Genomic DNA, 26,622 nt, shown 5'->3' on the forward strand with positions numbered 1-26,622 from the left:
AAGTAATGATCAAAACAGGAAATCCAATCATCAGTATCTATACGGAAATGACGCCGAACCCGGAAACGATGAAGTTTGTGGTAAACAAACTCCTGTATCCGAATAAATCGATCGATTTCCCTGATGCAGCCAGTACAACACCTTCACCACTGGCAGCTGAGCTGTTCACTTTCCCCTTTATCCGGGGCGTGTTCATCTGCAGCAACTTTGTAACGCTTACAAAAACCAATGATACAGACTGGACGGATGTAATTCCAACCATCAAACAATTCCTGAAAGAATACCTGGAAGACAACCGTGCTGTTATCAATGAGGACGATATCGTAGCGGCTCCCGTTTTCAGCGGAGACGAAAGCGATGTTGTTCAACGTATTAAAGAATTACTCGAGAATTATGTGAAACCTGCAGTTGAAATGGACGGCGGTGCTATCCAGTTCAAAGATTATGATGACGGTGTTGTAACCGTTATGCTGCAAGGTTCCTGTTCAGGCTGCCCATCTTCCATGATCACGCTCAAGGCGGGTATTGAAGGAATGATGAAACGTATGATCCCTGAGGTGAAAGAAGTAGTGGCAGAAGCAGAATAAGCCATAGTTGAGTGAATGATAGTGTTATCAAGCGCAGCCTCAGGCTGCGCTTTTTTCATTTATGATCCTTAGCTTTACAAAATGAGAGGGATTATAATCGGATGTGCACTGGCCATTACCTGTGCGCCCTTGTTTGCACAGACACAAACAGAGGCAGTAGTTACTTATGGGTTCCGCAACAATGGGAAGGAATCCCGCGGAGAACAAAAGCTCTTTATTAAAGGTAACCGGGTACGCCTGGCTCCCCAGGGCAGGCAAACAGAACAACAATTCCTCCAGCTTTCAGAAAAAACGAGTTACCAGGTGCTCAATAGCAACGGCAGCTTTTACACCCTGAAGAAACCATTTTCAGAATACGTAAAAGCAGAACTGCTGCCCGGCATAGATACCATTATTGGTATCCCCTGTAAAAAAGCCAAACTCTTTATCCGCTCCAATACCATAGAAGTATGGTACACGAACGATCTGAAAATAAAAGGCACACCCAGTATTTCCATTGCACCCGGCATGGGGCTGGTGTTAAAAACTATCCGCAATGGTAATTCTGAAACAATAGCAAAGAACATTGAATACAGGACCATTACGGCAGATGAATTGGCCTGGCCATCCAGCATGGGCACCATCGTGGATGAACCTACCTATCAACGCCAGGTGATTGAAAGCAGGTACACCACGCTTACTATTTTCGACAGGGAGCAGATCAGTTTTGGCAATCCGATCAATAACCCAGCAGGCGAGCAGTTGGATGCCGTGTATCATTTCTCCGGCGGCACCGTGATCCTCAAAAAAGTAAAACTCCCTGTGGCAAAACCAGGCCAGCGGCTGTTTGCAGAACTGGTGCAGTATTCCAATGGAGATGCGTATGACCGTACAGGTTCGGTTTTTATGATCCCTGCGAATCAGCCTTTATCTTTCCTGAACGGATTACAAAATGGCGTGCAGGCATTGCCGGTATATACAGGCAGGAACGGAAAGAAATACCAGGGCGTTGTAGCCACAGATAATTATTTACCACCACTGGAACTCATGCGTTTTTTCACTCCATTCGGTGTAAGGCATTTTAACGCGCAGGCAAAGATCAAGGGATACGACTGGGCGGATTCAGCAGTATATAAACAGGATATTTCCGTGTTGCTGCCCAGCCTGCAGGGAGAAGTATGGATTGGTGTATTCATTGGTAATTATGATAAAGGCGGGCATAAGGCCAGTTTGCAATTCAAATATTATCCAGGGTATGATGGGGAAGGAGCTGTGGAAAATAAAACGTGGATCCTGCCAGTATTCAACAGTACCAACCTGATGGAAATGGGCGGGCAGGAATACGGCACCATGTTCGATAAAGATTCTCTCACCGTAACAGTAGAAGTACCACAAGGTGTAAAGAACCTCAAATTACGTTACCTCACAACAGGCCATGGTGGCTGGGGTGGAGGAGATGAATTTGTTCCCAAGCTGAATGAGATCTTTACGGATGGCAAAAGGGTGTATCACTTTATTCCCTGGAGAGAGGATTGCGCAACTTACCGTTTATTAAATCCTGCGTCCGGCAACTTTGGGAACGGGTTATCTTCATCAGACCTGAGCCGTTCCAACTGGTGCCCCGGTACCATTACATTACCCGTGGAAATTCCCTTACCAGATCTGGCGCCGGGCAAACATACTTTCCAGGTGGCCATTCCATTAGGTAAACCGGAAGGCGGAAGTTTCAGTGCCTGGAACGTTTCCGGTGTACTGATTGGCGATAAAGAATAAAAGAACATGCAGGAAATATCACAGGAGATCCTTACGGGCTTTCAACAAATGACCTTACTGGAAGCCATCGCTGTTTTCTTTGGTGTACTCAGCGTATTATGTTCCCGGCAGAACAGCGTGTGGGTATATCCCACAGGGCTGATCAGTACGGGCATTTATACTTATATGCTGGCCCAGCAACATTTTAAGCTCTATGCAGAAGCTGCATTGAATGCTTATTACTTCATCATGAGCGTATACGGTTGGTATTACTGGATGAAGAAAGATACCACGCAGCATGTAACATCCATCACCCGCGTGAATAGAAAAGAGCTGATCACCGCCATTGCCATTGCTTTATTGGGTTGGGGGATCATCTACCTGCTGCTGCGCAACTTTTCCAATTCAGATGTGCCAGCCATAGATGCATTTGTTTCTGCAACCGCCTGCAGCGGCATGTGGTTGCTGGCCAAACGGAAAATAGAGAACTGGATCTTTCTGAATATTTCAAACTTTGTAGCGGTGCCGCTGTTGTTCCATAAACACCTGGCGCTGACAGCCACACTCACCATCTTTTTATTCATCGTTGCGGTAACCGGGTATTTTCATTGGTTAAAGCTCTATCGCGCACAGCTAAACGAAACCCGATCTTGAAGAAAATAGTGGTCATAGGTCCGGAGTCCACCGGCAAAAGTACATTGAGCGCACAACTGGCGGCACATTACCAAACACTGTGGGTGCCTGAGTTTGCGCGGGAATACCTGACGCAGCTGAACCGGCCTTATGAACAGGAAGATCTTTTACACATGGCAAAAGGCCAGCTAAAAACAGAAGATGCCGCTGCTGAAAAAGCGAATGAATTACTGATCTGTGATACAGACCTGCATGTGATCAAAGTATGGAGTGAAGCGAAATATGGAGACTGTGATCCCCGCATACTGGAACTGATCGCCTCGCGGAAATATGATCTTTACCTGCTCACGTATATTGATATTGCCTGGGAAGATGATCCTTTAAGGGAGCATCCCCAGCCGGAAGAAAGAGAATACTTCTACCAGATCTACCGGGATATTGTAATGAATTCCGGAACGCCATGGGCGGACATCCGGGGGACTTATGAGCAACGATTACAAACTGCGATCAAGGCTATTTCTTTTTTGAAAGATTAGCCGCCGTTACCAAAGCTGAAATATCCGGGTCCGGCCCAATGAACCGCATCTGTGTTAAGATCCTGCGCTGCCGCCAGGAAGTAATGCGTGCAGGAGGTACAACAGTATATTTAACAGGATTGGGTAAACAAGCTGCGATCATGGCAGCCTCTTCCCTGTTAAGAGATGCTGCTGCTTTATGATAATAAGCTTGCGCCGCTGCTTCAATGCCAAAGACCCCTTCACCCATTTCAGCCACATTGAGGTAAACAGCCAGGATCCTTTTTTTACCCCAGATCTTTTCTATCATAAAAGTAAAATACACTTCCAATCCTTTTCGGAACCATCCGCCACCCTGCCAGAGGAACACATTCTTTGCTACCTGCTGGCTAATGGTACTGGCACCCCGGATCTTTTTGCTTTTCTGGTTGTGCTTCATGGCCTTTTCGATGGATTTGAAATCAAAGCCATTATGATCAGGAAATAGCTGATCTTCACTGGCCAGCACAGCCAGCTTAGCATAAGGGGATATTTCATCCATACTCACATAATCCCTTTTGAATGATTTATCGGTGCCCCAGAGACTGAACCAGCTGGCAATCATAGTTGTTGTCACAGGAGGGTTCACCCAGCGGAGCAGGATGATGTACAACAGTTGCGCGATAAAAAGAATGATGAATATTTTCTTGAGTACTCGCCAGGTTCTGGGGACTATACCTTTTAATTTCATTCAATAGCTTTTCAATACCGGCCGGAAAGTTAGCAAGATTATTGTTATATATAAAGATAAAAACAGGAACATGCTTTTAGAACTGCATCCACAAAATCCGAATCCGAGGAACCTGCATAAGGTGATAGAATGCCTGAAAGACGGAGGTGTGGTTATTTATCCAACTGATACTGTTTATGGAATGGGTTGCGATATTTCCAAAAGCGAAGCTGTGGAACGCATTTGCCGGATCAAGGGCATTGATCCTAAAAAGGCACATTTCTCATTTATCTGTTCAGACCTCAGCCACCTCACGGATTATACCAAAAGCGTGGATACGCCGCTGTTCCGTTTACTGAAGAAAACATTACCCGGCCCATATACTTTCATTCTGCCTGCCAGCAGGCAGGTGCCAAAACTCCTGAAAACCAAAAGAGATACCGTGGGTATCCGGGTGCCGGATAATTTAATCTGCCGGACCATTGTGAAGGAACTGGGTAATCCCATCATGAGCACTTCCCTTCCCATTGATGCATATGTGGAAGAATATACAGATCCGGAGATCATCCATGAAAAATTCGGGAAGCTGGTGGATATTGTAATTGACGGAGGGCCGGGAGGAATGATCACATCTACCGTGATAGATTGTACGGGCCCGGAAATAGAACTGATCCGGGAAGGGGCTGGTAGTTGGGAAGAATTTGCATAAAAAAAGCGGGCTATTTAAAACAGCCCGCCTTTTTTATATACCCATTTTCTTAGCAAGATCTGCAGGGATCGCTTTTTTATTCACCATAAAGCAGGTGCTTTTTTATATACCCATTTTCTTAGCAAGATCTGCAGGGATCGCTTTTTTATTCACCATAAAACAGGTGCTTTTGTAAGCGAAATAAGGCACAGAGGCGTAAAAATATCCGCCGCAGGCATTACCCGTTCCCCAGGAGTTTTTCACAATAAAGAATTTATTGCCATCCTGGTCTTTAGCGAGACCGGTAATGTGCATACCATGATCGTCCTGTGTTTCGTAATTATCGAAAGCCAGCTGACGATTTTCCTGTGTGATCACTTTTTCTTTGGCAGGCGTTGTGAAAAGGTTCAGGCGCTCCTGCTCAGAATAATCTGCCCAGTCCTTTTCAGGAACAATGGCCAGCCCGTTATTATAAGAGAATCCTTTTTCACTTACATCAGCCGCCCATGCAAGGGTGTAGCCATTGAGCACAGCCTGTTCCGCAATAGTGGTGAATTCATTCAAAGGCACATTATATACTTTCTCCCAATTCCAGTTGTCCGGCACTTCCAGTACAAATTGCTGGTAGAACGGATGGTGATTGAAAGAAGAGATGATCACATAATCATCTGCATTCAGGCCCAGTTCTTTGGCAAAAGACTGTGGGGTATAAGACTTGCCGTTGTATTGGAATTTCTCAGGGGTAGCGCCAAGATAAGCATCCAGCACGCCATCCATGGCTTTTTGCCATGCAGGGTTTACCGAGTTGGCATTGCCTAAGGGTTTCAGCATACTTTCCAGCAGGCCCACCATTTCAGCATGGTTATAGGTTTTCTGGCGGTTGCCGTCATATACATCCTGCGGAACCAGCCCGAAATTTTTGAGGCAGAGCAGATCATCAGGGAATCCGCCACCTTCGCCGAAGTTAGCTTTGCCATGCATTCTTACATAATTGGCAGCTTTCAGCGGGTACATTTTACGTACCACGAACATTTCGCTGAGGTTCAGGTTTTTGCCTTTTCCTTTGCGTAAAAGCTCGGACTCAAAAAAGGAAAGACCAGAAAAAGACCAGCAGGTACCGGTTTGGCCCTGATTCTGTACGCCAAAGGCATCCTGACTTTTCAGTACGGTGAATTGATATTTGCTGCCCTCCTTATTGGTGAGCGGAATGTTTTGTGCAACCGCGGTCATGCTGCATAACAGCGCTGCGCCCATGATCAGTTTCTTCATGCTCAGGTTTAGATTAAAATAAAAGAATGGAGCAAATGTAAAGGATATGGGCCTTACAGCATTCAGGATGATTGATGAGCGGTATCTGCGGCTTCAAATTGTTCACGTGTTATTTCCCAGCGCCATAATTCTCCTGCATCCGTACCATTTACGGCGCCGGCGAAATGAAATCCGTTCTTCTGGAGAACGATCACTGCTGCGTTGTATTCTTCAAGCGTATGGGCGATGACCTTTGTAACATAGGAATGACTAAATGCAAAACGGATCAGGGTAGCGGCCATTTCAGTAGCGTATCCCTGTTCCCTGTATTCTAAAGCCACTTCATAACCAATTTCTACCACCCCGTCAGGAGAAGGGCGGCCTTTAAAGCCACCGGTACCCACCAGGCGTTTGTCGGTTTTATGAATAGCTAAATAGAAAAACCACCCCAGCAGGGATGGGTCATTGCGTAATTTATCATAAGCAACCAACACCATTTCAGGATATTCTGTCCACTGTTCTGGTACGTCTATCCCCAACGTTTGGGCTAATGCTTCATTCCCATGCAAAAGCGCTTCAAAGTGTTTCAACGTGCAGGGCAACAACTGTAACCTCAAGGTTTGGATCATAAGCGAAAACTAGTAAAGGATTTTGGGAAAAGCAAGGGGCATGCCAAGAAGAATTGACAGATTTTAAATGACAAAAAGCCGGGAGAAATTTCTCCCGGCCCTGGAAAGAAAAAGATGTTAATGCGCTTCCAGCCAGTTTTTGCCGGTTCCGATCTCAGCTTCTACCGGAACTGCCAAGGGCATGGCATTGCGCATGCCTTCAATGATCAGGGGTTTAATGATCTCCACTTCGTCCAGATGGGCATCAAACACCAACTCGTCATGCACCTGCAGGATCATTTTGGATTTGAAGTTATGGTCCCGGAAGGTTTTATGCAGGGAGATCATGGCCAGTTTGATCATATCTGCGGCCGTACCCTGGATGGGCATGTTAATGGCATTCCGTTCTGCGAAACCACGAACCACGGCATTGGAGGAATTGATATCTTTTAACCAGCGTTTGCGGCCCAGCAATGTTTGCACATAGCCGGTCTTTTGGGCAAACTTCACCTGGTCTTCCATGTATTTTTTAATGTTGGGATATTGCGCAAAATAGTTATCGATCAGCATTTTGGCTTCGCCGCGTGCGATGCCCAGGTTTTCACTGAGGCCAAATGCGCTCACGCCGTAAATAATGCCGAAGTTCACACTTTTGGCGTTGCGGCGCATATCAGAAGAAACGTCTGCAATGTCTACCCCGTATACTTTTGCTGCGGTGGCGGTGTGAATGTCCAGCCCGCTGCGGAAGGCTTCCATCATATTTGCATCCTCACTGATGGCGGCAATGATCCGTAATTCTATCTGGGAATAATCCGCGGAAAGTAGTGTGTACTCCTCACTTTTTGGTACAAAAGCTTTCCTTACCTCGCGGCCCCTTTCTGTACGGATGGGGATGTTCTGGAGATTTGGATTATTGGAGCTGAGTCTGCCCGTTACTGCCACGGCCTGGTTGAAAGAAGTATGTACCCTGTTTGTACGCGGGTTCAGCATTAAGGGCAGTGCATCCACATAAGTGGATTTCAGTTTGCTCAGTTCCCGGAAGGCCAGGATACTATCTACGATAGGATGTTTGCTGGCCAGTTTGGTCAGTACATCTTCACCTGTAGCATATTGACCGGTGCGGGTTTTCTTGGCTTTAGGGTCCAGCTGCAATTTGTCAAACAACACTTCGCCTAATTGTTTGGGAGAAGCCAGGTTAAATCTTACACCCGCCTGCTGGTAAACACTTTCTTCTGATTTGCGGATATCTGTTTCCAGTTCTTTGGAATAGTCTGCCAGCGCTTTCATATCAATGGCAATACCTTCGTATTCCATATCTGTGAGTACTTTCACCAGCGGGTTCTCCACTTCGTAAAAAACCTTTTCCACATCCTTTTCTGTGACCAGCGGGAGGAATTTACCTTTCAGTTGCAAAGTAATGTCTGCATCTTCCGCAGCATATTCTTTGATCTTTTCTATTTCCACATCCCGCATGGTGCCCTGGCCTTTTCCTTTTTTGCCGATGAGCGTTTCAATGGATACAGGAGCATACTGCAGGTATTGTGCACTCAGCAGGTCCATACTGCGCCGGCCTTCCGGCTCAATGAGATAATGCGCCAGCATGGTGTCGAACAGTTTTCCTTTCACTTCAATGCCATACCATTTCAGCACGATCATATCATACTTGGTGTTCTGGCCAATGAAAAGGGCGTCTTCTCTTTCAAATACCTGGCGGAATTTTTCCAGGATCTCTTTTACTACAAACTGATCAGGAGGTAATGGTACATACCATGCTTCGCCGGGTTTTACGGCAAAGCTCATTCCCACTATTTCTACTGCATTAGCATCTGTTCCCGTAGTTTCTGTATCAAAGCTGATCTCCGGTTCTTTCATCAGCACGGCGATCAGTTCTGCATGTTTTTCCGGGGTATCTGCAAGATGATAAGTATGCGGTGTATTGTCGATGTTTTTATCTGCCACCAGTCCAACGGATTCAATGGCTTCAGCAGAGGCCGCAAGGTTTTCAGCAGGAGAGGCGGTAGCATTACCAAAAAGGTCCTGCTGCACCGGTTTTGCTTCTCCGCCGATAGCATTGAAGGTATCTCCCAGTATGCGTTTGCCTAATGTTTTAAATTCCAGTTCCGCGAAGATCTCAGTCAGTGCTTCCTTGTTCACTTCTGTACAGCAGAAATCTTCCTCATGAAAATCTACGGGCACATTGGTGATGATGGTAGCGAGTTTTTTGGAGAGGATGGCACTTTCTGTTCCTGCTTTGATCTTTTCGCCCATTTTACCGGGGATCTTATCGGCATTGGCGAGGATGTTTTCCAGGGAGCCCCATTCCGCCAATAATTTCATGGCTGTTTTTTCTCCTACGCCGGGGATGCCGGGAATGTTGTCCACCGCATCACCCATCAGGCCCAGGATATCTATTACCTGGCTTACATCTTTGATCTGCCAGCGTTCGCATACTTCTTTAGGGCCGAGGATCTCTTCCTTATTGCCCAGTGCGGGCGGCTTCCAGATGAAAATATTATCTTTTACCAACTGGCCGTAATCTTTATCCGGTGTTACCATGTACACTTCATACCCTTGTGCGGCAGCCTGCCAGGCAACGGTACCGATGATATCGTCCGCTTCATATCCATCCAGTTCCAGTACCGGAATGTTGAACCCTTCGATGATCCGTTTGATATCGGGGATGGAAGAAATGATATCTTCCGGGGCTTCTTCCCGGTTGGCTTTGTAATCAGCAAAATCCGTGTGGCGTTCGGTAGGGGCATGTGTGTCAAAAGCCACGGCAATGTGTGTGGGTTTTTCTTTGTTCAGGAGGTCCAGCAGGGTAGAGGTAAATCCAAACTGGGCGTTGGTGTTACGTCCTTTACTGGTGAGCCTTGGGCTTCTGATCAATGCATAATAGGCGCGATAGATAAGCGCCATGGCGTCTAATAAAAAGAGTTTCTTGCTCATTCGGTAAAAGTAAACAATTACCTATTCGCAAGATCATATTACCTAATTTTGCGGCCATGAAAAGGATTTATTATTTGTCGAGCTGCAGTACATGCAAACGGATCCTGGATGAAACGGATGCTGTAGGAAAGGGCTATGCATTACAGGATATCAAGAAGGACAAGATCACACCGGAGCAGTTGGACGATATGCGTAAACTGGCGGGGAGTTATGAAGCATTGTTCAGCCGCCGTTCTCAGAAATACAAACCGATGGGCCTGGCGGAAAGAGAATTAACAGAGGACGATTACCGTTCCCTTATACTGGAAGAATACACTTTCCTGAAACGGCCGGTAACTATTATCGGGAAGAAAATATTTGTGGGGAGTGAGAAAAAGACGGTGGAATCACTGAAAGAAACCATCTGATCTTTCGTTAATCAATTCCAAATGCGTTAAAATCTTAAAGTGTTTTCGCGAAGGTTTGCACCACTTTTTTATAGGCTTCCATGTCCTGCCCATGTTGAAAAGTGGTGAAAGGGAATGTTTTTACAGCCTCCAGTGCTTTTTGCAGGTTGAACTGGTGTTGCGGCAGGCTGTAGAAGTAACCTTTCTCCATTAGATATTTCCCCAGGTACTCCTGTTCAGATTGGCCGGGAGTGGGGATAAGAATGGCTTTCTTATTGAGTTTGGCGAGGTCCATGAGGGTCGTATAACCGGAGCGGCTTAATACCATATCCGATGCCAGCATGGCTTCGTTCAGTTCTTTTGCGCCCAGGTGGCTCACCTGGAAAACCCCGGGGGCGATCTCTCTCTTTTCCGCCTGGTCCGGCCGGCCGCTGACGATCAGGGCTTTCATGCCCGGAATTTGCTTAACCTGTGCCAGCAGCAGTTCTTCGAGGTTTGTGCGTTGAGGCTCGGGCCCGGAAATTAATGCCAGCAGGTCGTATTTCTTTTCCACATTATCCATGGGCACAAAACGGGAAAGGCAGCCCAGGTAAGTGGTGTGTTCCGGCAGCGTGCCGGGATGTGCCAAAACCCCGCTTAGATTGGGTTCCCCGGCAAAATCGGGGATCCAGCAGGCAGCGTAACGGTTGATGTATTTATAATTGATCTTTTGCAGCAGGCGCTCGGTGATACCGCCAAAGGGGGTTTTAATGAGCAGCTGGTGAGAGATGAACACACAGGGAATATCAGGATGATAGAGACCGAAACGGTTGTCTGATATCACGGCATCTATGCCAAGATCCGCCACCGTCTTACGTAACCAGGCCTGTTCATAACGAACGGCCTTCCAGATCTTAGGGATCTGCTGTATTATTTTCAAGCCAAAAAAGAGGCCTTTCTGAGAGTATTGAATTTGATAACCGGGAAGGGGTAGAATGTTGATCTGCGGGAATTCCCGGGAAAGCAGGGCGGCGTGTTTTCCTTCCGCCGCAATAAGTACTTCACAACCAGCGTTTAATAGTTCATGGATCAGCGGGATGTCGCGCGTGGCGTGGCCTAGACCCCAATCCAATGGTACAACGAGAACTTTTTTCTGCACAAGGGTGTGTGTGGACAAATAATTAGAAATTTTATGCGAAAATAGCTTAATTTAGAAATGACCATTGTTAAGAAACGGTAAACTCTTTTAAGCTGGCAAATGCAATATTCAATAAGTTTTTTTATAATGCACTATGAAAAAGTTTAAATGGGGTTTTATCTTCTTATTTATGGTTAGCTTAATGTGGCAAGGTTGCAGCGTGTTGAAAAAGAATGATTGTGGTTGCCCGCCGATGCAGAAAGGGCGGATGAAACATTAGAAGACAAGACTAGCACACTCTATACCGGAAGCCATCCTTGAGAAACCGAAATGTGGGGGAAACACGTTATCGAAAAATATGTCAACAACAAATAAAACAATCAATTAGCATGAAGCCTGTAGAGAGGGATTTACTCATCTTGCTACATGAAGATCGTTACAACGAGCAGGAGATCCAGCATGAGGTTAAGCAGATCAGCGATATGTTATCGTTGGTAGAAACTATGGATTACCTCGCCCGTGCAACAGAAGTAGCAGACTGCAATAAACACCGTGTTAGCAGTAAACGCCGCATCCTGGAACGAGCCTTCTTTCGTAAAGAGCCAAAAGCATTTGAGTTCATCGTCCACAAAAACTGATCGTAACATTTCATCCCTGTCCGGTAGTATTTCCTACCCGATTGCCTACTGCCCTCCAACCTATACACCAGCGATTAATTAAACCGGAAAACATTCCATAGCACTCGCAATGTTCATTTTATGAACGTTAACTTCTTATGCTATGAATTAAATTTCTTCTTGTAGATTTGCGAGCAAACAATATCCGTTGTGATGATAGACTTTTCGCACCTGCAGGATTTTCTTACGCCTGTTTCCAAAACACAATTGCATGATGATGAAGAATACGACGATCTGCAGATCGGCCGTACGATAGACCTGTATGAAGAAGAAAATATCCCTGACCTGGATACGGCGGACATTATCTTATTAGGTGCGGGCGAAGAAAGAGGTAACGGCACCATCAGTGGCGGCAACGCAACCCCGGATGCTATCCGCCGCGAATTTTACAGGCTGTATCACTGGCATAAAGATGTACGCCTTGCTGATGCAGGCAACCTCATTGCCGGCCGCAGTCTTACAGATTCTTATGCTGCACTCAAAAGTGTGCTTACAGAACTGATCGATGCCGGAAAAACAGTGATCATACTCGGCGGCTCTCATGATCTTACTTACGCACAATACCAGGCTTATGCCGGCAAAAAATACATCATTGAAGTAACGGTGGCAGATGCGTTGATAGACCTCCAGGAAAACTCTCCTGTACGCTCCCAGCGCTTCCTGCTGGATATGTTCATGGAACAGCCCAACTATATCCGCCACTATAACCATATCGGCTTCCAGAGTTATTTTGTACAGCCCCGCATGCTGGAAACACTGGATAAATTACGCTTCGATTGTTTCCGCCTCGGCAATGTGCGCGAGAATATGGAAGACATAGAACCTGTACTCCGCAATACCGATCTTTTTAGTGTGGATGTTAATATGATCAAATATACAGATGCCCCGGCCAATTCTCTTTCTCCGAACGGATTCAGCGGAGAAGAAGCCTGCGCACTTTCCCGTTATGCGGGCATGAGTTCGCAGCTCAGTACCTATGGTATTTTCGGATATAATGCGGCAAAGGATAAAGACAACCTTACCGCCAAACAGATCTCTCAAATGCTGTGGTACTTTATGGACGGCAGATCTGTAAAGAACAAAGAAGCCCTTTTAACAGAACGTGAATCTTTCCTCGAATTTCACATCGCATTTGCAGACATCGATACCGTTTTCCTGAAGAGTAAAAAAACAGGCAGATGGTGGATGCAATTGCCGGATAAAACATTTGCGCCCTGCGCCTACAGTGATTACCTGCGGGCCAGCAACAATGAAATTCCGGAACGCTGGATGCGGAGCCAGGAAAGACTTTAAAACACAACTATGGTCACTACCCGCAGAGCAAGGGCGGTACGGTTAAACCTCATTCAGAATTCGCAGGATGCAGCATTGATAGCTATTGGTGTGCTCCTTGCCAGTATCGGGCTGAGAGGTTTCCTGCTGCCGAATGGATTCCTCGATGGAGGCGTAACGGGAATTTCGCTGTTGGTGAACAGGCTCACCGGCTGGTCTTTTTCCGTATTACTCATCTTGATCAATGCCCCTTTTATTTTGCTGGCGTATAAACAGCTTTCCAAAAGGTTCACCATTAAAACCATTGCGGCTATTATAGGCCTGGCCACCTGCCTGGTGCTCATAAAGGTCCCTACCTTCACACAGGATAAATTGCTGATCGCCATCTTTGGCGGATTCTTCCTGGGAGCGGGGATCGGCATGTCTATCCGGGGAGGTGCCGTATTGGATGGAACGGAAGTACTGGCGCTTTATATCAACCGCAAAACCGTATTGTCTGTAGGCGAAGTGATCATGTATTTTAACGTGCTGCTTTTTGGAGTGGCCGCGGTACTGATTAATGTGGAAACAGCCATGTATGCGATGCTCACTTATTTTTCCGCCTCCAAAACCGTGGATTTTGTGATCCAGGGTTTTGAAGAATATATTGCGCTCACTATTATCTCAGAAAAAAGTGAACTGATCCGAAAAACCCTAACACTGAAATTAAAAAAAGGGGTTACCGTGTTCAAAGGCAAGAGTGGCTTTGGTAAGCGGGGTCAAAAAAATGAAGAGATCGACATCGTGTATACTGTTGTTACCCGCCTGGAGGTACATAATATCATAGATGAGATTGAAAGAATCGATGAAAAAGCGTTTATTGTGCAACACAATATTAACGACACACGTGGCGGGATGATAAAAAAACGCGCCACACATCATTAATCCACTCTTCAATTGTACCACATGAAAAACGGTTTTACTACCGCACTGCTCATGATCTCAACAATGACCGCATTTGCACAGGAAAGGATAGACCTTTATCCTGGCCAGCCTGAACTCAAAATAGCAGGCGGCCGTAAGATAGACGATGTACCACATATCGATCATTACCCGGCAGCCCCGGATAAAAAAACCGGTGAAGCCATATTGATCTGCCCCGGTGGCGGATACCAGCACCTGGCCATAGACCATGAGGGAAAAGACATTGCCGCGTTTTTCACCGCACAGGGTTTTGAAGCCATTGTACTGCATTACCGTTTGAACGATGCAGAAAATAAAGGCTCCCGCTTCCCTTCTCAGTACAACGATGTAACCAATGCCATGCGCCTGGTGAAATCCAAAGCTGCAGCCTGGAAGCTGGACCCGGAAAAGATAGGTGTAATAGGTTTTTCAGCCGGAGGGCATCTTGCTTCCACGCTCACCACCATGATCATTCCTGCGAACCCGGCCGCAAAGAATGAACTGGAAAAATGGAGTTCCCGCCCGGCCTTTGCCATCCTGGTTTATCCTGTTATCAGCATGAGCGAAAGCTTCCGGCATAAAGGCAGCACCGTGAATTTATTGGGCCCCGGTGCATCGCAGGCCATGATGGATTCTTTATCTACGGACAAAAGAGTAACAGCGCAAACGCCTCCTACTTTCCTGGTACATTCAACAGATGATAAAGTGGTACCGGTAGAGAACAGCTGGGCGTTCTATTCCGCGTTGAAGAAAAACAATATTTCCGCTTCTTTGCATATATACGATCACGGCGGCCATGGATATGGTATGGGGCCGAAAGATCCTGTACTGAACAGCTGGCCCGGCCTGGCTGTACAATGGCTGAGAGGTGTAGTATTTAAACCGAAAAGTTAAGAGAGGATGAGGTGTATTTTAGTTGTATGTTTTTGCATGATGAGTGTGGCTGCCGCAAATGCGCAGCAGTCCAGGCAGTTTGCCAGCTGGCTGGCTTCTTTCAATACCATCGCTATTCCAAAAACAAAGTTCAGCATTCACCTGGATGCGCAGGTGCGCAGTACACATGAATGGAGAGAATTTCAAACATTCATTGTACGTCCGGGACTGAATTACCATGTAAGAAAGAACATGATCGCTACAGTCGGTTATGGCTGGGTGCATAATCTCCGCGCGGTGCAGGATGTATCTGCATATCTTTCAGAACATCGCATCTGGGAGCAATTCATCGTTAATCATAAGCTGAGTTTTATTCCCATACAACACCGCTTCCGCGTGGAACAACGTTTTATCGGAACGCCTGTTGTAAATAATAACAAACTGGAAAAAGATGGCCATGAACTGGCACACCGCTTCCGTTATTTCCTGCGGGGTATTGTTCCATTCAACGGAGAGCAGACCTTTACGAAGGGCGCTTTTGCGGCTGTACAGAATGAACTGTTCCTGAACTTTGCCAATACAGATGCGGTGAATGGAAAAGTGTTTGACCAGAACCGTGCGTACCTGGCTGTGGGTTATCGTTTCAGCCGCCAGTTCGATCTGGAGGCCGGTTACCTGAATCAATATATTTCCGGGAGAGGCGCTGCTCGCAGCACAGTGCATGTGTTGCAGCTGGCGGGTTACCTGAGGCTATAAAAGAAAAGGCGGTCTGTTACAGACCGCCTTTTTTATTGATAGCTTGCCTGCTTTGAAAAGGCTCGCAGCATTTCATCATCCCAGAAAACTATCCGCTTCCCTGTAAGCCTTGATCAAAGCCAGTTCCCCGTCTTTACCCGGCAATGCATTACCATGCTCCATGCCCATCACTCCTTTGTAACCTTTGGTGTGCAGGTGTTTGAAGATGTTCTTGTAATTGATCTCACCCGTACCTGGTTCTTTACGGCCGGGATTATCACCGATCTGTACGTAGGCAATTTCATCCCAGCAAAGATTCATGTTGGTGATCAGCTGCCCTTCATTCTTCTGCATATGATAGATGTCGAACAATATTTTGCAGGAAGGGCTGTTCACCGCGCGGCAGATCATATAGGTCTGATCAGAATTGCGGAGGAACAGGTCCGGCGTATCGCTTAGTGGCTCCAGAACCATGGTGAGCCCGCCTTTTTCCAGGATCTCAGAACCCCGGCGCAGCGCATCGATCACGTTGCCCGTCTGAACACCGATTGGCAGTTTGCGTTCAAAGAAACCGGGCACTACAGTTGCCCATTTAGCATTCACTCGTTTGGCCAGTTCTACGGAACGTTCGCAGGTTTTCAGGAACAGGTCCAGGAATTCTTTTTTGCCGGTAGTGAGGGAAATTTTCCAGTTGTCTCCACCGTCTATCACAAAAACACCCATCCGCATATTCAGTTTTGCCAGCAGTTCACCGATCTTGTTTTGAAGGGCGGTATCACGGCCCAGCATGCCATTGTCCTCAATAGACCGAAACCCTTGATCATGCATGAATTTGATCTGGTCCAGGAAGTCGTCCCCGGCACTGTTTTTGAACATTCCGGCATGGGGGGCATAGTCCAGGTTAAAGGTTTTCCCTGCCGCGGCAGGCTTTGTATCTGCAGCGTTTGCAGCAGTGGCCGCACCGCCAAGGGCCAGGGCTGAAATGCCTGCCAGTGTGCCTTTTTGAAGGAATGTTCTTCTTTCCATAGCGTGATAGTTTAAATGCTGAATCCGAAATTTAATAGCTTTTCCATGTAAAAACGAGAGATTTCAGAAATTAACCTAAACTCCCGCTATTTTAACCAATATTGAAACATAAGCATTAATTTTTGACGTTTGTAAAATAATTATTGCATTCAACCATCAAAATCGATAAATTCACACGCTTAATAATTCACACGTCTAGCAATGAGAAAGAAAACTGTGGCCATTTTACTCGCAGGGATAGTGACCAGCGGGGCTTACGCTCAGAACAACGAACCATTTACCGCCTACGAACAGAAAGTACCAGGATCAGATGTACCCATCAAAATGGTGCCGGTGAAAGGAGGCGAGTTCCTGTTGGGCAGCCCGGCTAAGGAAAAAGGAAGGAACGCAGACGAAGGGCCGCAAAAGAAGGTGAAGATTGACCCTTTCTGGATGGGCGCTTACGAGGTGACGTTTGATCAGTATGATGTGTATTCAGACGCAGAAAAAGATAAAACCCCATTGCCGGATGGTATGACGAGGCCCAGTCCTCCTTATATCGATCTGACACTGGGAATGGGAAAAGGAGGCGGATTTCCGGCCAACAGTATGAGCCAGTATGCAGCACTGATGTATTGCCGCTGGCTGTATGGTAAAACCGGTGTTTTTTACCGTCTTCCTACAGAAGCAGAATGGGAATATGCCTGCCGCGCAGGGTCTACCACAGCATTTCCTTTTGGGGATGATGCTTCCAAACTCGGAGAATATGCCTGGACGCAGGAGAACAGCGAAGAGGTATATCATAAAGTAGGAGAAAAGAAACCCAATGCCTGGGGTTTATATGATATGATGGGTAATGTGGGAGAATGGACGCTGGACCAATACGATGAAAAAGGGTATGAAAAAGCGGCGGCAGAAAATCCCTGGAATCAGCCCACCGTAAAAACGCCACGCACCATCAAAGGAGGTACTTACCTGGAACCGGCTACAGCAGCCCGTTGCGCTGCCCGCCTGAAATCAGATGAGTCCTGGAACAACCGTGATCCTCAGATCCCCCGCAGTAAATGGTGGAATGCGGATGCTCCGTTCATCGGGTTCCGGATCATTCGTCCGGTAAAGCAACCGACCAAGGCAGAGGCAGAAAAATTCTTTGCAGACGTTATCGATAAATTCGTGGGCGCCCGCTAGGATTTAACAGTAGGAATACGTAATTTCTGATAGCTAATCGTCTATTTATAAATCACCAAGGACTTAAACGCTCCCTGTAAAATACCCATCATGGAAAACGAAAAATCACCATCATTCCACGGACAAAGCCGCAGAGACTTTGTAAAACAATCCTCCCTGCTTGCGGGCGGACTGCTGGCAGCGCCTATCATTGCTGAGGCCAGCCAGGCGAATTATTTTTCCGGAGCACCCGGCGTTATCAAAGTTGCGCTGATCGGTTGCGGTGGCCGCGGTACCGGAGCTGCTGTTCAGGCACTGAGCACTAAGCAAAATGTACAACTCGTTGCGATGGCAGATGCTTTCAAAGACAGGTTGGATGGAAGCTTCAATGAAATTGTTGATTCCATGAAAGCTACACCTGAACGTGTGAAAGTTGCCGAAGCAGATAAATATGTAGGCTTCGATGGATACAAAGAAGCCATCGCGAAAGCAGATGTGGTGATCCTCACCACCCCTCCCGGTTTCCGCCCTATTCACTTTGAAGAAGCTATCCGCCAGGGCAAACATGTATTCATGGAAAAACCCGTGGCTACAGACCCTGCTGGTATCGCCAAGGTTTTGGAGACTGCAGAAAAAGCAAAAGCAAAGAAACTGAACGTGGTAGTAGGTTTGCAACGCCGCTATCAAACCTCTTACCTGGAACTGTACAAACGCGTAAAAGATGGTATCATTGGTGATATCACTTCCATGCAGGTATATTGGAACCAGGGTGCATTGTGGGTGAAACCACGCAAACCGGAGTATACAGAAATGGAATACCAGATGCGTAACTGGTATTACTTCAACTGGCTTTGCGGCGATCATATCGTAGAACAACACATTCACAATATAGACGTAGGTAACTGGTTCAAAGGAGAGATCCCTGTAACCGCAATGGGAATGGGTGGCCGTGCCATCCGTACCGGTAAAGAGTTTGGTGAGATCTATGATCACCACTACGTGGAGTACCGTTATGCTGACGGTGTGGTAATGAACGCACAATGCCGTCACTGGAAAGATGCCGTGAGCCGTGTGGACGAAGAGATCATTGGTACAAAAGGCCGCGTGATCTGCGACAAAGGCCGGATCCTGGATAGCAAAGGGAAGACCATTTACCAGTTCGACAGGAAACAGGAGAACCGTCCTTACCAGGCAGAACACGATGAACTGTTTGCAGCAGTTGCGGCTGGTCAATACAAATTCGAAGATGCAAAGAGAGGTGCAGAAACCACACTCACTGCTATCATCGGCCGTTTGGCTACTTATTCCGGTCAAACCATTGCGTTCGAAAAAGCACTGGCTTCCGGTCTGAACCTGCAACCAGCGAAGTATGCATTTGACGCACCTCCGCCGATACTGCCTGATGCAGATGGTAACTATGCTTACGCAAAACCAGGCATCACTAAATATTTCAGCTGATTGAAATAATGTAACACCATACTGAAAACCTCCTGATCATTCAGGAGGTTTTCTTTTTCTGTTAAAACGGAGTAACTTAAAGGAATGAGATTATACTTATCGTTGGTGGCTATCCTGGTAGCAGGTGCCGCAACCGCCCAGCCTAAGAATATCCGTCAATGGGCCAACCAGGATGTTTTAGATACAAAGCCCCTGGCCGGAGCACATGTGGGTATCAGCATCATGGACCCTGCAACAGGAAAATACTGGATACAGTACCAGGATGATAAGTTCTTCATGCCCGCTTCCAACACCAAGATCTTCACGCTTTTCACCGGACTTCAGTTACTGGGAGATTCCCTTCCCGGCATGCGTTACACAGAAAACGATACGGCCATTTATATACAAGGCACGGCAGACCCTTCTTTCCTGCATCCTGATTTTACAGCGCAGCGGGTGAAAGACTTTTTAACGCAAACGAATAAACGGATCTGGTATCAGCCGGCAATGATCAAAAATAAAAGGTTCGGCCCCGGATGGGCCTGGAGCGACTATGCAGATTATTATCAACCGGAATTAAATGAATGGCCCATGTATGGAAATGTGGCCCGCATAAAAATACAAGGCAGCCATTATACCATGGTGCCGGAATATCCTACCCGTTCAGGAGAACCACTGCCCAACGAAGTATTGGCAGACCGGGAAGAAAGGGAAAATGAATTTGTGTTACACTTCCGGCCGGAAGACAGAGCAGCACATGATTTTGAAGTGCCTTTCATTACAGGCGGCAATGAACAGCTCCTGCAAAGGTTACAGGATACATTGCATAAGCAGGTTGGCTTGTTACCAGTGCGCGCTGCGAGTACAGGTGCCATACTGAAGAGTATTCCTGTAGATACGCTCTTTCAACCCATGATGCACCGCAGCGATAACTTCTTTGCAGAACAGATATTAATGATGTGCGCCTCGGCTAAGTGGGATACCATTGATTCACGTAAAGTGATCGGTTATATGCTGGACAGCACCTTGAAGGATCTGCCGCATCCACCCAGCTGGGTAGATGGTTCCGGGCTTTCCCGTTACAATCTTTTTACCCCGCGGGACTTTGTTACAGTGCTTGAAAAATTATACAAAACCTATCCCAAAGAAAGGCTGTATCCGCTTTTCCCCACCGGCGGCAAAGGCACCTTACGTAATTATTACCAGGCCCTGCCGGGAAGGTTATATGCGAAAACCGGAACGTTGAGTGGCTGTGTGGCATTGAGCGGATTCCTCGTAACCAAAAATGGAAAAACGCTGATCTTTAGTGTGCTGGTGAATAACCATAACAGTACCTCAACCGCTGTGCGCAGAGCTGTGGAGACGTTTTTAGTGAGAGTAGCGAACAACTAAAGCTAGCCCGCAAACCATAAAATAATTATAATAACCCACGAAAAAAAGGCCTCCCGTTTCCGGAAGGCCTTTAAAAGACATAAGAAAAGATTACTTAACGATCTTCAACTCATTAATGATATTCTTTGCACCACCCAGTTTATCAATGCACCATAATACATAGCGCACATCCACACAAATGGTACGGTTATAATTCTTGTCGAATTGGATCTTGTGGCTCAGCGCTTCGTAGTTACCATCAAAAGCAAGTCCGATCAGCTCTCCGTTTCCATTGATAACAGGAGAACCGGAGTTACCGCCTGTGATATCATTTGTAGTGATAAAGCCGACAACCAGGTCGTTACGTTTGAGGTCCTTATACTGGCCGAAATCTTTTTTCTTCACCAGGTCTACATAACCCGGAGGCAGATCAAATTCATAATCGCCCGGGATGTATTTTTCCAGCACACCGGCAGAGGTGGTCACATAATCATAAGCCACCGCATCCTTTGGAGCATAAGGTTTCACCTGCCCGTAAGAGAGACGCATGGTGAAGTTCGCATCCGGATAGCGGGATTTATTGGGGTTCATTTGCATTTCCCCTTTCAGGTAAAGGCGGTTGAGCTCGGTGGTTTGTGCAGCAAATTGTGCAAACAGCGGAGCATATTTACCCACGTAGTTTTTCACGAAAGCAGAGGCATAAGCATATGCCGGATCGTCCTGCAGGGTTACAGCATCAGGGTTTTTAACGAATGCGCTCCATTTGGCATCATTGAAGATCATGGTATTGGCGAACACTGAGGCGGCCCATGTTTTGTAAGTCTTTTCATCCTGCAGGTCACCGAAGGATTTGAGGCTTTCGTAAAAACCGATCGGCTGCTGGTCTTTGGCGATATCCGTATAGAACATCTGAGCCGTAGCCGCGAGGATCTTCTGATCACTTACTTTATTTTCATCTTTCAGGAAGTTGGCGCGTGCCGCATCAGCAGCAGCCACAGCCGCATTTACATTACCTTTCTTCAGGATAGCGTCTTCAATAGAAGCGAGGGAAGAAGCAAAGGCAGCAAGCGGAGAACCTAAAGTTGCTTCACGCAGATAGATGCGGTGTTTAGCATAAGGTTCCCAGGCTTTGTAAGCCTTTTCATATTGTGCAAACACGTTTTCAAATTCGGGTTTGCCCTTAGCCCATTGTTGGTAAGCAGCTTCCTGTTTTTGTTTTTCTTCATATACATGGTACTTCAGCAGTTGTTTGCTTTCACCGTCAAAGAATTTCCAGTAGTTGGCGATACCTGCGTAAGAAGAAGCCAGTTGCAGTTTCACAGCAGGGTCTTTCTTCATTTCCTCAAACATATATTTAAGACGGATGTCGCGCAGATTAACTGTAGAAGGATTTTCGATATCGGTTTTCAGTTTTACGCCGAAAGAAGTTTCATAACGCGTGGTACCTCCGGGATAACCAAAGATCATGGCGTAATCATTTTCTTTCACCCCTTTGATAGATACCGGCAGAAAAGACTTTGCTTTCATGGGGATGTTCTCAGGGTTATGGGCAGCAGGTTTGCCATCTTTGCCGGTATATACGCGGAATACAGAGAAGTCTCCGGTATGGCGTGGCCATTCCCAGTTGTCCGTATCGCCACCGAATTTACCAATGCTTTCAGGAGGGGTACCTACCAGGCGGATATCCGTATAACGTTCGTAAATAAAGAGGATGTATTGGTTACCGGCGTACATGGGAACAACACGTCCTTCATAACCGGTACCATCTGTGGCGGCTTTGATGATATTGCCATAAGCAGCCTGCAGTTTGGCGTTACGCTCATTGGCTGCGGCGCCTTGCAAAGCACTGTCTACTTTGGTGGTAACATCTTCCACGCGCACCAGGAATTGCACAAACATGTTTTTGGAAGGGATCTCTTCCTGTTTGCTTCTGGCATAGAAACCATCTTTCAGGTAGTTTTTCTCCACACTGCTGGCAGCGGCGATGGCGCCATAACCACAGTGGTGGTTGGTGAAGATCAGACCTTCACTGCTCACTATTTCTCCGGTACATCCACCGTTGAAGATAATGATGGCGTCTTTCATGGAGGATTTGTTGATGCTGTACAACTGTTCTTTTGTGAGCTTCAGTCCTTTTTTCACCATGTCGGCATAGACTTGCTGACCCAGGAGATATGGTAACCACATACCTTCATCTGCTTTCGCCAGCTTCACCGAAAGTAACAGGAGCAGCAGGAATAGATTTTTCTTCATAGTTCAGATTTTGTAAAGAGGCCCAAACCTAGCGAAATTTTTGATAATAGTGCTGCCGCTGATGGATTTACCTCTTTCGGCGAACATAAGAGATAAGTTTAATTTGTTGTTAATTGCAGAACAATTACAGGGGCCGGATGTTAAAATGGCTTGAAGATTGATCATACTTTTTCATGCACCATAAAACCAAACTATGAAACAGGTACTTTTTGGCGGCTTAGCCGCTTTATCGATGTTTATTTATGCCTGTCAGGGCACCAGCAAAAACACAGGAGGAGACACTTCTGCCGTGGTAACCACCGCTTCCCCTTCCTGGAAACTGGAAGGCACCCGCTGGAAGCTGAAGGAATTTCCGGCGAACCCTATCGCGATCCCGCCCAGCGAAAAGGACATCTATATTTCCTTTGTGGATACTTCTTCCCAGATCCAGGGATTTTTGGGCTGTAATGGCTTTGGTGGCAAATACCTTGCTACGGACAAGGGGGATCTTCAGATCTCCGATGTGGTCTCTACACAAATGGCTTGTCCTTCCCTGGATGTGGAGAATGCGTTGGGGAAAGCAATGGCTGCCACCAGTAAGTATACGATCGATAAAGACCTCCTGCGTTTACAGCGGGGAGATTCTATTCTGGCAACATTCACAGCTATCCAACAATAAAACATAAAGCATATGCAAAAGTATTTTTTAATAATGGCAGCCGCGGCAACGTTCATGGCCTGCCAGAGCAATACCAGTAATACGCAGACCACCACAGATTCTGCTGCTGATAAAATGAAAGAGGGAGTGGAGCAGGTGAAAGAAGGTGTAGAAATGAAAGCAGATACCGTAGGTGCTTACCTCAAAGAACAGAAAGAAATAGCACAGGCGAAGTTGAAAGAAAAAAGAGATGAACTGGATGCGAAGATTGAAGAGTTAAAGAAAGACGGCAGCAAGAAAAGCGAACGTGCGCGCAAAAGATTGGAAGAGGCAAGAGATGATCTGAATAAGACCATGGAGGATGTGAAGAATAGTACCGTGGAAGCCTGGGAGGAAACGAAGAAAGGAATGGATAAATCGCTGAAGAAAGCAGATAGTGAGTGGGAGGAATTTAAGCGTGATTTTAAAGAGTTGTTCAGATAGAAAAGGAAGGTGTTCAAACGAACACCTTTTTTGTTTAGATGGGCTGGTATAAAGGAATCCGATCATTTTGCCGACATCGGAAAAATGATCAAGAATGATTTCATCTTTTTATTTAGATCCCCAACAGCGCTGGTTTCCAATCATCTTATTTACATCAATAAAATGATGAGTAAAAGAAGGGGCCAGCCTTGATCAATTCATTTTAATTCGCCAGAGATGTGACTTCCGATCATTTTGTCGATATCGACAAAATGATGGAATGAAATAAGGCCCATACGATATTATTTAGCTATATCTGTATTTTTTCCGGACGATATTACCTGCTATATCATGTACCCATAGCCAGATACTTTCACCTTCCTGTATATCCCCGAGGTTATATTCCCAGAGATCATTCTTTAATAGGGCGAAGCCGGTTCTCTTTTCTGTGCCGGAGGGGTCCTGAATGGCAACTTTTACTTTTTCTACGCGGTGTTTACCCCTGGCTTTGATGGCGATGGTCTTTTCCTCTACACTTACTTCCACTTCCGGTTTATGGTATGCATCCTGGAAGGCTGCGTTGAAAGCAGTCTGGCCGGGTTTGGCGATGGACTTGTAGAAGGCCTTCTTAGCGGGGTCTTTAATGACCTGTTTGGCGAAATCGTTCGCTCTTTTGAAGCGTTCCTGGTTCGCGATCTGGGTGGGCGTTTTAGGCGGGTATGGTTTCGGTGGTTTGCACATAATGGTTTTTCCGTTCCGTTGACGGAAAACTACCTGGCCACCGAAAGTTCCGGTTGCCCCGCGGGTAATGACGTTATGTTCCGAGATTGCCATGGTACTAAGATAGATAATATCTGACACATATCAAAGCGTATCTTTAGCCTATGTCAAGCGAATATGGGATATAGGAGGGTACTAAGGAAGACGAATAAAAAAAGGGCGTCCATACAGGACGCCCTTTCAAAATTTAATAATTCAATTATCAGGAACCCAGCTTCCAGCCATCACGATAAGTTCTCTTCACAAACTGGTTAGCATCATCGAAGTTGGTGATCTTCATGTTCGGACCATCCCACAGCAGTTTAATATAACGGCCTGGATAATCAAAACCATTACCATTTGCTTTAGGCTTACGAACATCATAGCTACGGATAGCCAGGTTACCCATCAGCAAAGTCTCTGTTAACGGACCGGCAATCTCAAATGGAGAGCTGACTTCTTTCTTACCATAACCAGCGATGGCTGCATTCACCCATTGTACATAGTGCCCTTCCGGAACACGTGCAATAGTTTGTTTTACATTCACCTCTTTGCTACGGGAAGTTGGCAAAAGGGTGGGAGAGATACCATAAGTACCGCACATCATCTTACCTTTTGTACCAATAAAGATGGCACCGTTACCACCATCGCCCATTCTTTCATTTGGTCCCAGTTCTTCAGGACGTGCAGGTTGAATACCACCGTCCATCCAATGCAGTTTCACATCTGGTTTACCTTTCTTGCCTTTAAAGTTCAGGATGCAATGAGAAGAAGGAGGGCAACTGTCCGGGAAGTAACCTTGTTTGAACTCGTCAACATATACGCTACCCACACTGGCTTCTGCAGACTCAGGATAACCCAGGTCCAGCACACGGAAAGGAGGTTCCACGATATGGCAACCCATGTCTCCGAGCGCACCGGTACCATAATCCCACCAGCCACGCCAGTTGAAAGGAACCAGTTTATTTACATAATCCTTTTTAGGAGCAGTACCTAACCAGAGATCCCAATCCAGGTCTGAAGGGATCGGGGCTGGTGTTGAAGGCCAGGGAATACCTTGTGGCCAAACAGGACGGTTGGTCCAGCAGTATACTTCCTTCACATCACCAATGAGGCCGGCATTATACCATTCCATCAATTGGCGAACACCATCACCGGAAGCACCCTGGTTGCCCATTTGGGTAACTACTTTATATTTCTTCGCAGCTTCTGTGAGCATGCGCGCTTCGTAAATATCATGCGTCAGGGGTTTTTGCACGTATACGTGTTTACCCAGCTGCATAGCGGCCATTGCCTGGATAGCGTGACTGTGATCCGGGGTGGATACAGAAACGGCATCAATGTTCTTGTGTTCTTTGTCCAGCATTTCGCGGTAGTCCCTGTAAAACTTCGCTTTCGGGAAACGCTTTACAGAATTTGCGGCACGACTGTCGTGCACGTCACACAGAACGGTAATATCTGCCGGTCCTTTTGCGAACTCAGCAATATCGCTTTCTCCTTTACCGCCAACTCCAATGCCTGCTACCCTCAACTTATCGCTTGGCGCTGTGTACCCTTTACCTCCTAATACGTGACGTGGAACGATCATAAATCCTGCGGCAGCTGTTGCGGTGCCCGTTAGAAATGATCTACGTGAAATCTGGTTTCCTTTGTTATTCTTTTCCGTAACCATGATTTGATAAATTTTCGTTCAATATAATAGAAAAAACTTTAGTATTTCCAATAAAATCTATGGGCGGTTCCTTTGCTAAATCGTTTTTATACAGGGTTTGAGGAAGAAGCCCTTCCCGCAAGGCATACAAGTTAATAAATAGCCCGGTTAAGCCATCATTAAATTTGGCCGCTATGGGTATTTGTTGTT

Annotated in this window: 25 protein-coding genes; 16 read left to right on the forward strand and 9 right to left on the reverse strand. The window is 46.5% G+C overall.

The genetic code is table 11. The features are described 5' to 3' along the window. The first annotated feature begins 5 nt into the window (after window positions 1-5). The 4 genes from AAHN97_RS25155 to AAHN97_RS25170 all read left to right on the forward strand — a co-directional run bounded on the left by AAHN97_RS25155 (window position 6) and on the right by AAHN97_RS25170 (window position 3,487). Window positions 6-587 carry a NifU family protein gene (locus tag AAHN97_RS25155; RefSeq protein WP_074241551.1) on the forward strand — a complete coding sequence of 194 codons (582 nt, stop codon included), beginning with the start codon at window positions 6-8 and terminating at the stop codon, window positions 585-587. Window positions 588-668: 81 nt separating this feature from the next. Next, entirely contained in the window at window positions 669-2,339 is a 1,671-nt protein-coding gene (locus AAHN97_RS25160; protein ID WP_343304847.1) for a PNGase F N-terminal domain-containing protein, read from the forward strand. Between the two features lie 6 nt (window positions 2,340-2,345). After that, entirely contained in the window at window positions 2,346-2,972 is a 627-nt protein-coding gene (pnuC, locus tag AAHN97_RS25165) for a nicotinamide riboside transporter PnuC (protein ID WP_343304848.1), read from the forward strand. Continuing rightward, complete coding sequence (locus tag AAHN97_RS25170) at window positions 2,969-3,487, forward strand: ATP-binding protein (protein WP_343304849.1); 519 nt, start codon at window positions 2,969-2,971, stop codon at window positions 3,485-3,487. The genes pnuC and AAHN97_RS25170 overlap by 4 nt, the downstream gene beginning before the upstream one ends. Here the strand turns inward: AAHN97_RS25170 and mtgA are convergent. Further along, on the reverse strand, window positions 3,465-4,196 hold the full coding sequence (mtgA, locus tag AAHN97_RS25175) for a monofunctional biosynthetic peptidoglycan transglycosylase (protein WP_343304850.1): 732 nt from the start codon (window positions 4,194-4,196) through the stop codon (window positions 3,465-3,467). The two genes, AAHN97_RS25170 and mtgA, sit on opposite strands and share 23 nt — an antisense overlap. A gap of 70 nt (window positions 4,197-4,266) precedes the next feature. Here mtgA and AAHN97_RS25180 point away from each other — a divergent pair, with 70 nt between their 5' ends. Further along, a complete protein-coding gene (locus tag AAHN97_RS25180) occupies window positions 4,267-4,884 on the forward strand; it encodes an L-threonylcarbamoyladenylate synthase (RefSeq protein ID WP_343304851.1) in 618 nt (205 codons plus the stop codon). 102 nt (window positions 4,885-4,986) lie between these two features. On the opposite strand, the gene AAHN97_RS25185 is transcribed toward AAHN97_RS25180, so the two are convergent. From AAHN97_RS25185 to polA, 3 genes are all read right to left on the reverse strand, one after another. Beyond that, the gene (locus AAHN97_RS25185; protein ID WP_343304852.1) at window positions 4,987-6,132 is read right to left on the reverse strand and encodes an aminopeptidase C; all 1,146 of its coding nucleotides are present in this window, start codon (window positions 6,130-6,132) and stop codon (window positions 4,987-4,989) included. A 62-nt stretch (window positions 6,133-6,194) separates the two neighbouring features. After that, on the reverse strand, window positions 6,195-6,740 hold the full coding sequence (locus AAHN97_RS25190; protein ID WP_343304853.1) for a GNAT family N-acetyltransferase: 546 nt from the start codon (window positions 6,738-6,740) through the stop codon (window positions 6,195-6,197). A 117-nt stretch (window positions 6,741-6,857) separates the two neighbouring features. Continuing rightward, window positions 6,858-9,668, reverse strand: coding sequence for a DNA polymerase I (polA, locus tag AAHN97_RS25195; protein ID WP_343304854.1), 2,811 nt, complete (start codon window positions 9,666-9,668; stop codon window positions 6,858-6,860). Between the two features lie 56 nt (window positions 9,669-9,724). Here polA and AAHN97_RS25200 point away from each other — a divergent pair, with 56 nt between their 5' ends. Next, the gene (locus AAHN97_RS25200) at window positions 9,725-10,075 is read left to right on the forward strand and encodes an arsenate reductase family protein (protein ID WP_343304855.1); all 351 of its coding nucleotides are present in this window, start codon (window positions 9,725-9,727) and stop codon (window positions 10,073-10,075) included. A 34-nt stretch (window positions 10,076-10,109) separates the two neighbouring features. Here AAHN97_RS25200 and AAHN97_RS25205 read toward each other — a convergent pair whose 3' ends face one another. Further along, window positions 10,110-11,210, reverse strand: coding sequence for a glycosyltransferase (locus AAHN97_RS25205; RefSeq protein WP_343304856.1), 1,101 nt, complete (start codon window positions 11,208-11,210; stop codon window positions 10,110-10,112). A gap of 380 nt (window positions 11,211-11,590) precedes the next feature. Here AAHN97_RS25205 and AAHN97_RS25210 point away from each other — a divergent pair, with 380 nt between their 5' ends. From AAHN97_RS25210 to AAHN97_RS25230, 5 genes are all read left to right on the forward strand, one after another. Beyond that, on the forward strand, window positions 11,591-11,809 hold the full coding sequence (locus AAHN97_RS25210; protein WP_153660589.1) for a hypothetical protein: 219 nt from the start codon (window positions 11,591-11,593) through the stop codon (window positions 11,807-11,809). Window positions 11,810-12,001: 192 nt separating this feature from the next. Further along, a complete protein-coding gene (locus tag AAHN97_RS25215) occupies window positions 12,002-13,141 on the forward strand; it encodes a formimidoylglutamase (RefSeq protein ID WP_343308285.1) in 1,140 nt (379 codons plus the stop codon). Between the two features lie 9 nt (window positions 13,142-13,150). Next, window positions 13,151-14,044, forward strand: coding sequence for a YitT family protein (locus AAHN97_RS25220; protein WP_343304857.1), 894 nt, complete (start codon window positions 13,151-13,153; stop codon window positions 14,042-14,044). 21 nt (window positions 14,045-14,065) lie between these two features. Next, window positions 14,066-14,956, forward strand: a complete 891-nt coding sequence (locus tag AAHN97_RS25225; RefSeq protein ID WP_343304858.1) for an alpha/beta hydrolase — start codon at window positions 14,066-14,068, stop codon at window positions 14,954-14,956. Between the two features lie 6 nt (window positions 14,957-14,962). After that, window positions 14,963-15,691, forward strand: a complete 729-nt coding sequence (locus AAHN97_RS25230; RefSeq protein ID WP_343304859.1) for a DUF2490 domain-containing protein — start codon at window positions 14,963-14,965, stop codon at window positions 15,689-15,691. Window positions 15,692-15,766: 75 nt separating this feature from the next. Here the strand turns inward: AAHN97_RS25230 and AAHN97_RS25235 are convergent, their stop codons facing one another. Then, entirely contained in the window at window positions 15,767-16,696 is a 930-nt protein-coding gene (locus AAHN97_RS25235; RefSeq protein WP_343304860.1) for a hydroxypyruvate isomerase family protein, read from the reverse strand. 201 nt (window positions 16,697-16,897) lie between these two features. Between AAHN97_RS25235 and AAHN97_RS25240 the strand changes: the two genes are divergently transcribed. The 3 genes from AAHN97_RS25240 (at window position 16,898) to AAHN97_RS25250 (ending at window position 20,671) form a co-directional block, all read left to right on the forward strand. Next, on the forward strand, window positions 16,898-17,863 hold the full coding sequence (locus AAHN97_RS25240) for a formylglycine-generating enzyme family protein (RefSeq protein ID WP_343304861.1): 966 nt from the start codon (window positions 16,898-16,900) through the stop codon (window positions 17,861-17,863). Between the two features lie 90 nt (window positions 17,864-17,953). After that, the gene (locus AAHN97_RS25245) at window positions 17,954-19,300 is read left to right on the forward strand and encodes a Gfo/Idh/MocA family protein (protein WP_343304862.1); all 1,347 of its coding nucleotides are present in this window, start codon (window positions 17,954-17,956) and stop codon (window positions 19,298-19,300) included. 84 nt (window positions 19,301-19,384) lie between these two features. Next, a complete protein-coding gene (locus tag AAHN97_RS25250) occupies window positions 19,385-20,671 on the forward strand; it encodes a D-alanyl-D-alanine carboxypeptidase/D-alanyl-D-alanine-endopeptidase (protein WP_343304863.1) in 1,287 nt (428 codons plus the stop codon). 90 nt (window positions 20,672-20,761) lie between these two features. Here the strand turns inward: AAHN97_RS25250 and AAHN97_RS25255 are convergent, their stop codons facing one another. Further along, the gene (locus AAHN97_RS25255) at window positions 20,762-22,903 is read right to left on the reverse strand and encodes a S46 family peptidase (RefSeq protein ID WP_343304864.1); all 2,142 of its coding nucleotides are present in this window, start codon (window positions 22,901-22,903) and stop codon (window positions 20,762-20,764) included. A gap of 193 nt (window positions 22,904-23,096) precedes the next feature. Between AAHN97_RS25255 and AAHN97_RS25260 the strand changes: the two genes are divergently transcribed. Together AAHN97_RS25260 and AAHN97_RS25265 are read left to right on the forward strand one after the other, a co-directional pair. Continuing rightward, window positions 23,097-23,561, forward strand: a complete 465-nt coding sequence (locus AAHN97_RS25260; RefSeq protein ID WP_343304865.1) for an META domain-containing protein — start codon at window positions 23,097-23,099, stop codon at window positions 23,559-23,561. Window positions 23,562-23,573: 12 nt separating this feature from the next. Continuing rightward, window positions 23,574-24,023, forward strand: a complete 450-nt coding sequence (locus AAHN97_RS25265) for a hypothetical protein (protein WP_343304866.1) — start codon at window positions 23,574-23,576, stop codon at window positions 24,021-24,023. 285 nt (window positions 24,024-24,308) lie between these two features. Here the strand turns inward: AAHN97_RS25265 and AAHN97_RS25270 are convergent, their stop codons facing one another. Continuing rightward, window positions 24,309-24,836 carry a hypothetical protein gene (locus AAHN97_RS25270; protein ID WP_343304867.1) on the reverse strand — a complete coding sequence of 176 codons (528 nt, stop codon included), beginning with the start codon at window positions 24,834-24,836 and terminating at the stop codon, window positions 24,309-24,311. A gap of 148 nt (window positions 24,837-24,984) precedes the next feature. Next, window positions 24,985-26,433 (reverse strand): Gfo/Idh/MocA family protein, encoded by a 1,449-nt coding sequence (locus tag AAHN97_RS25275; protein WP_343304868.1) that lies wholly within the window; start codon window positions 26,431-26,433, stop codon window positions 24,985-24,987. Window positions 26,434-26,622: the final 189 nt, after the last annotated feature.

Source organism: Chitinophaga niabensis (genome assembly GCF_039545795.1).
In the GTDB taxonomy this organism is placed as follows: Bacteria; Bacteroidota; Bacteroidia; order Chitinophagales; family Chitinophagaceae; genus Chitinophaga; species Chitinophaga niabensis_B.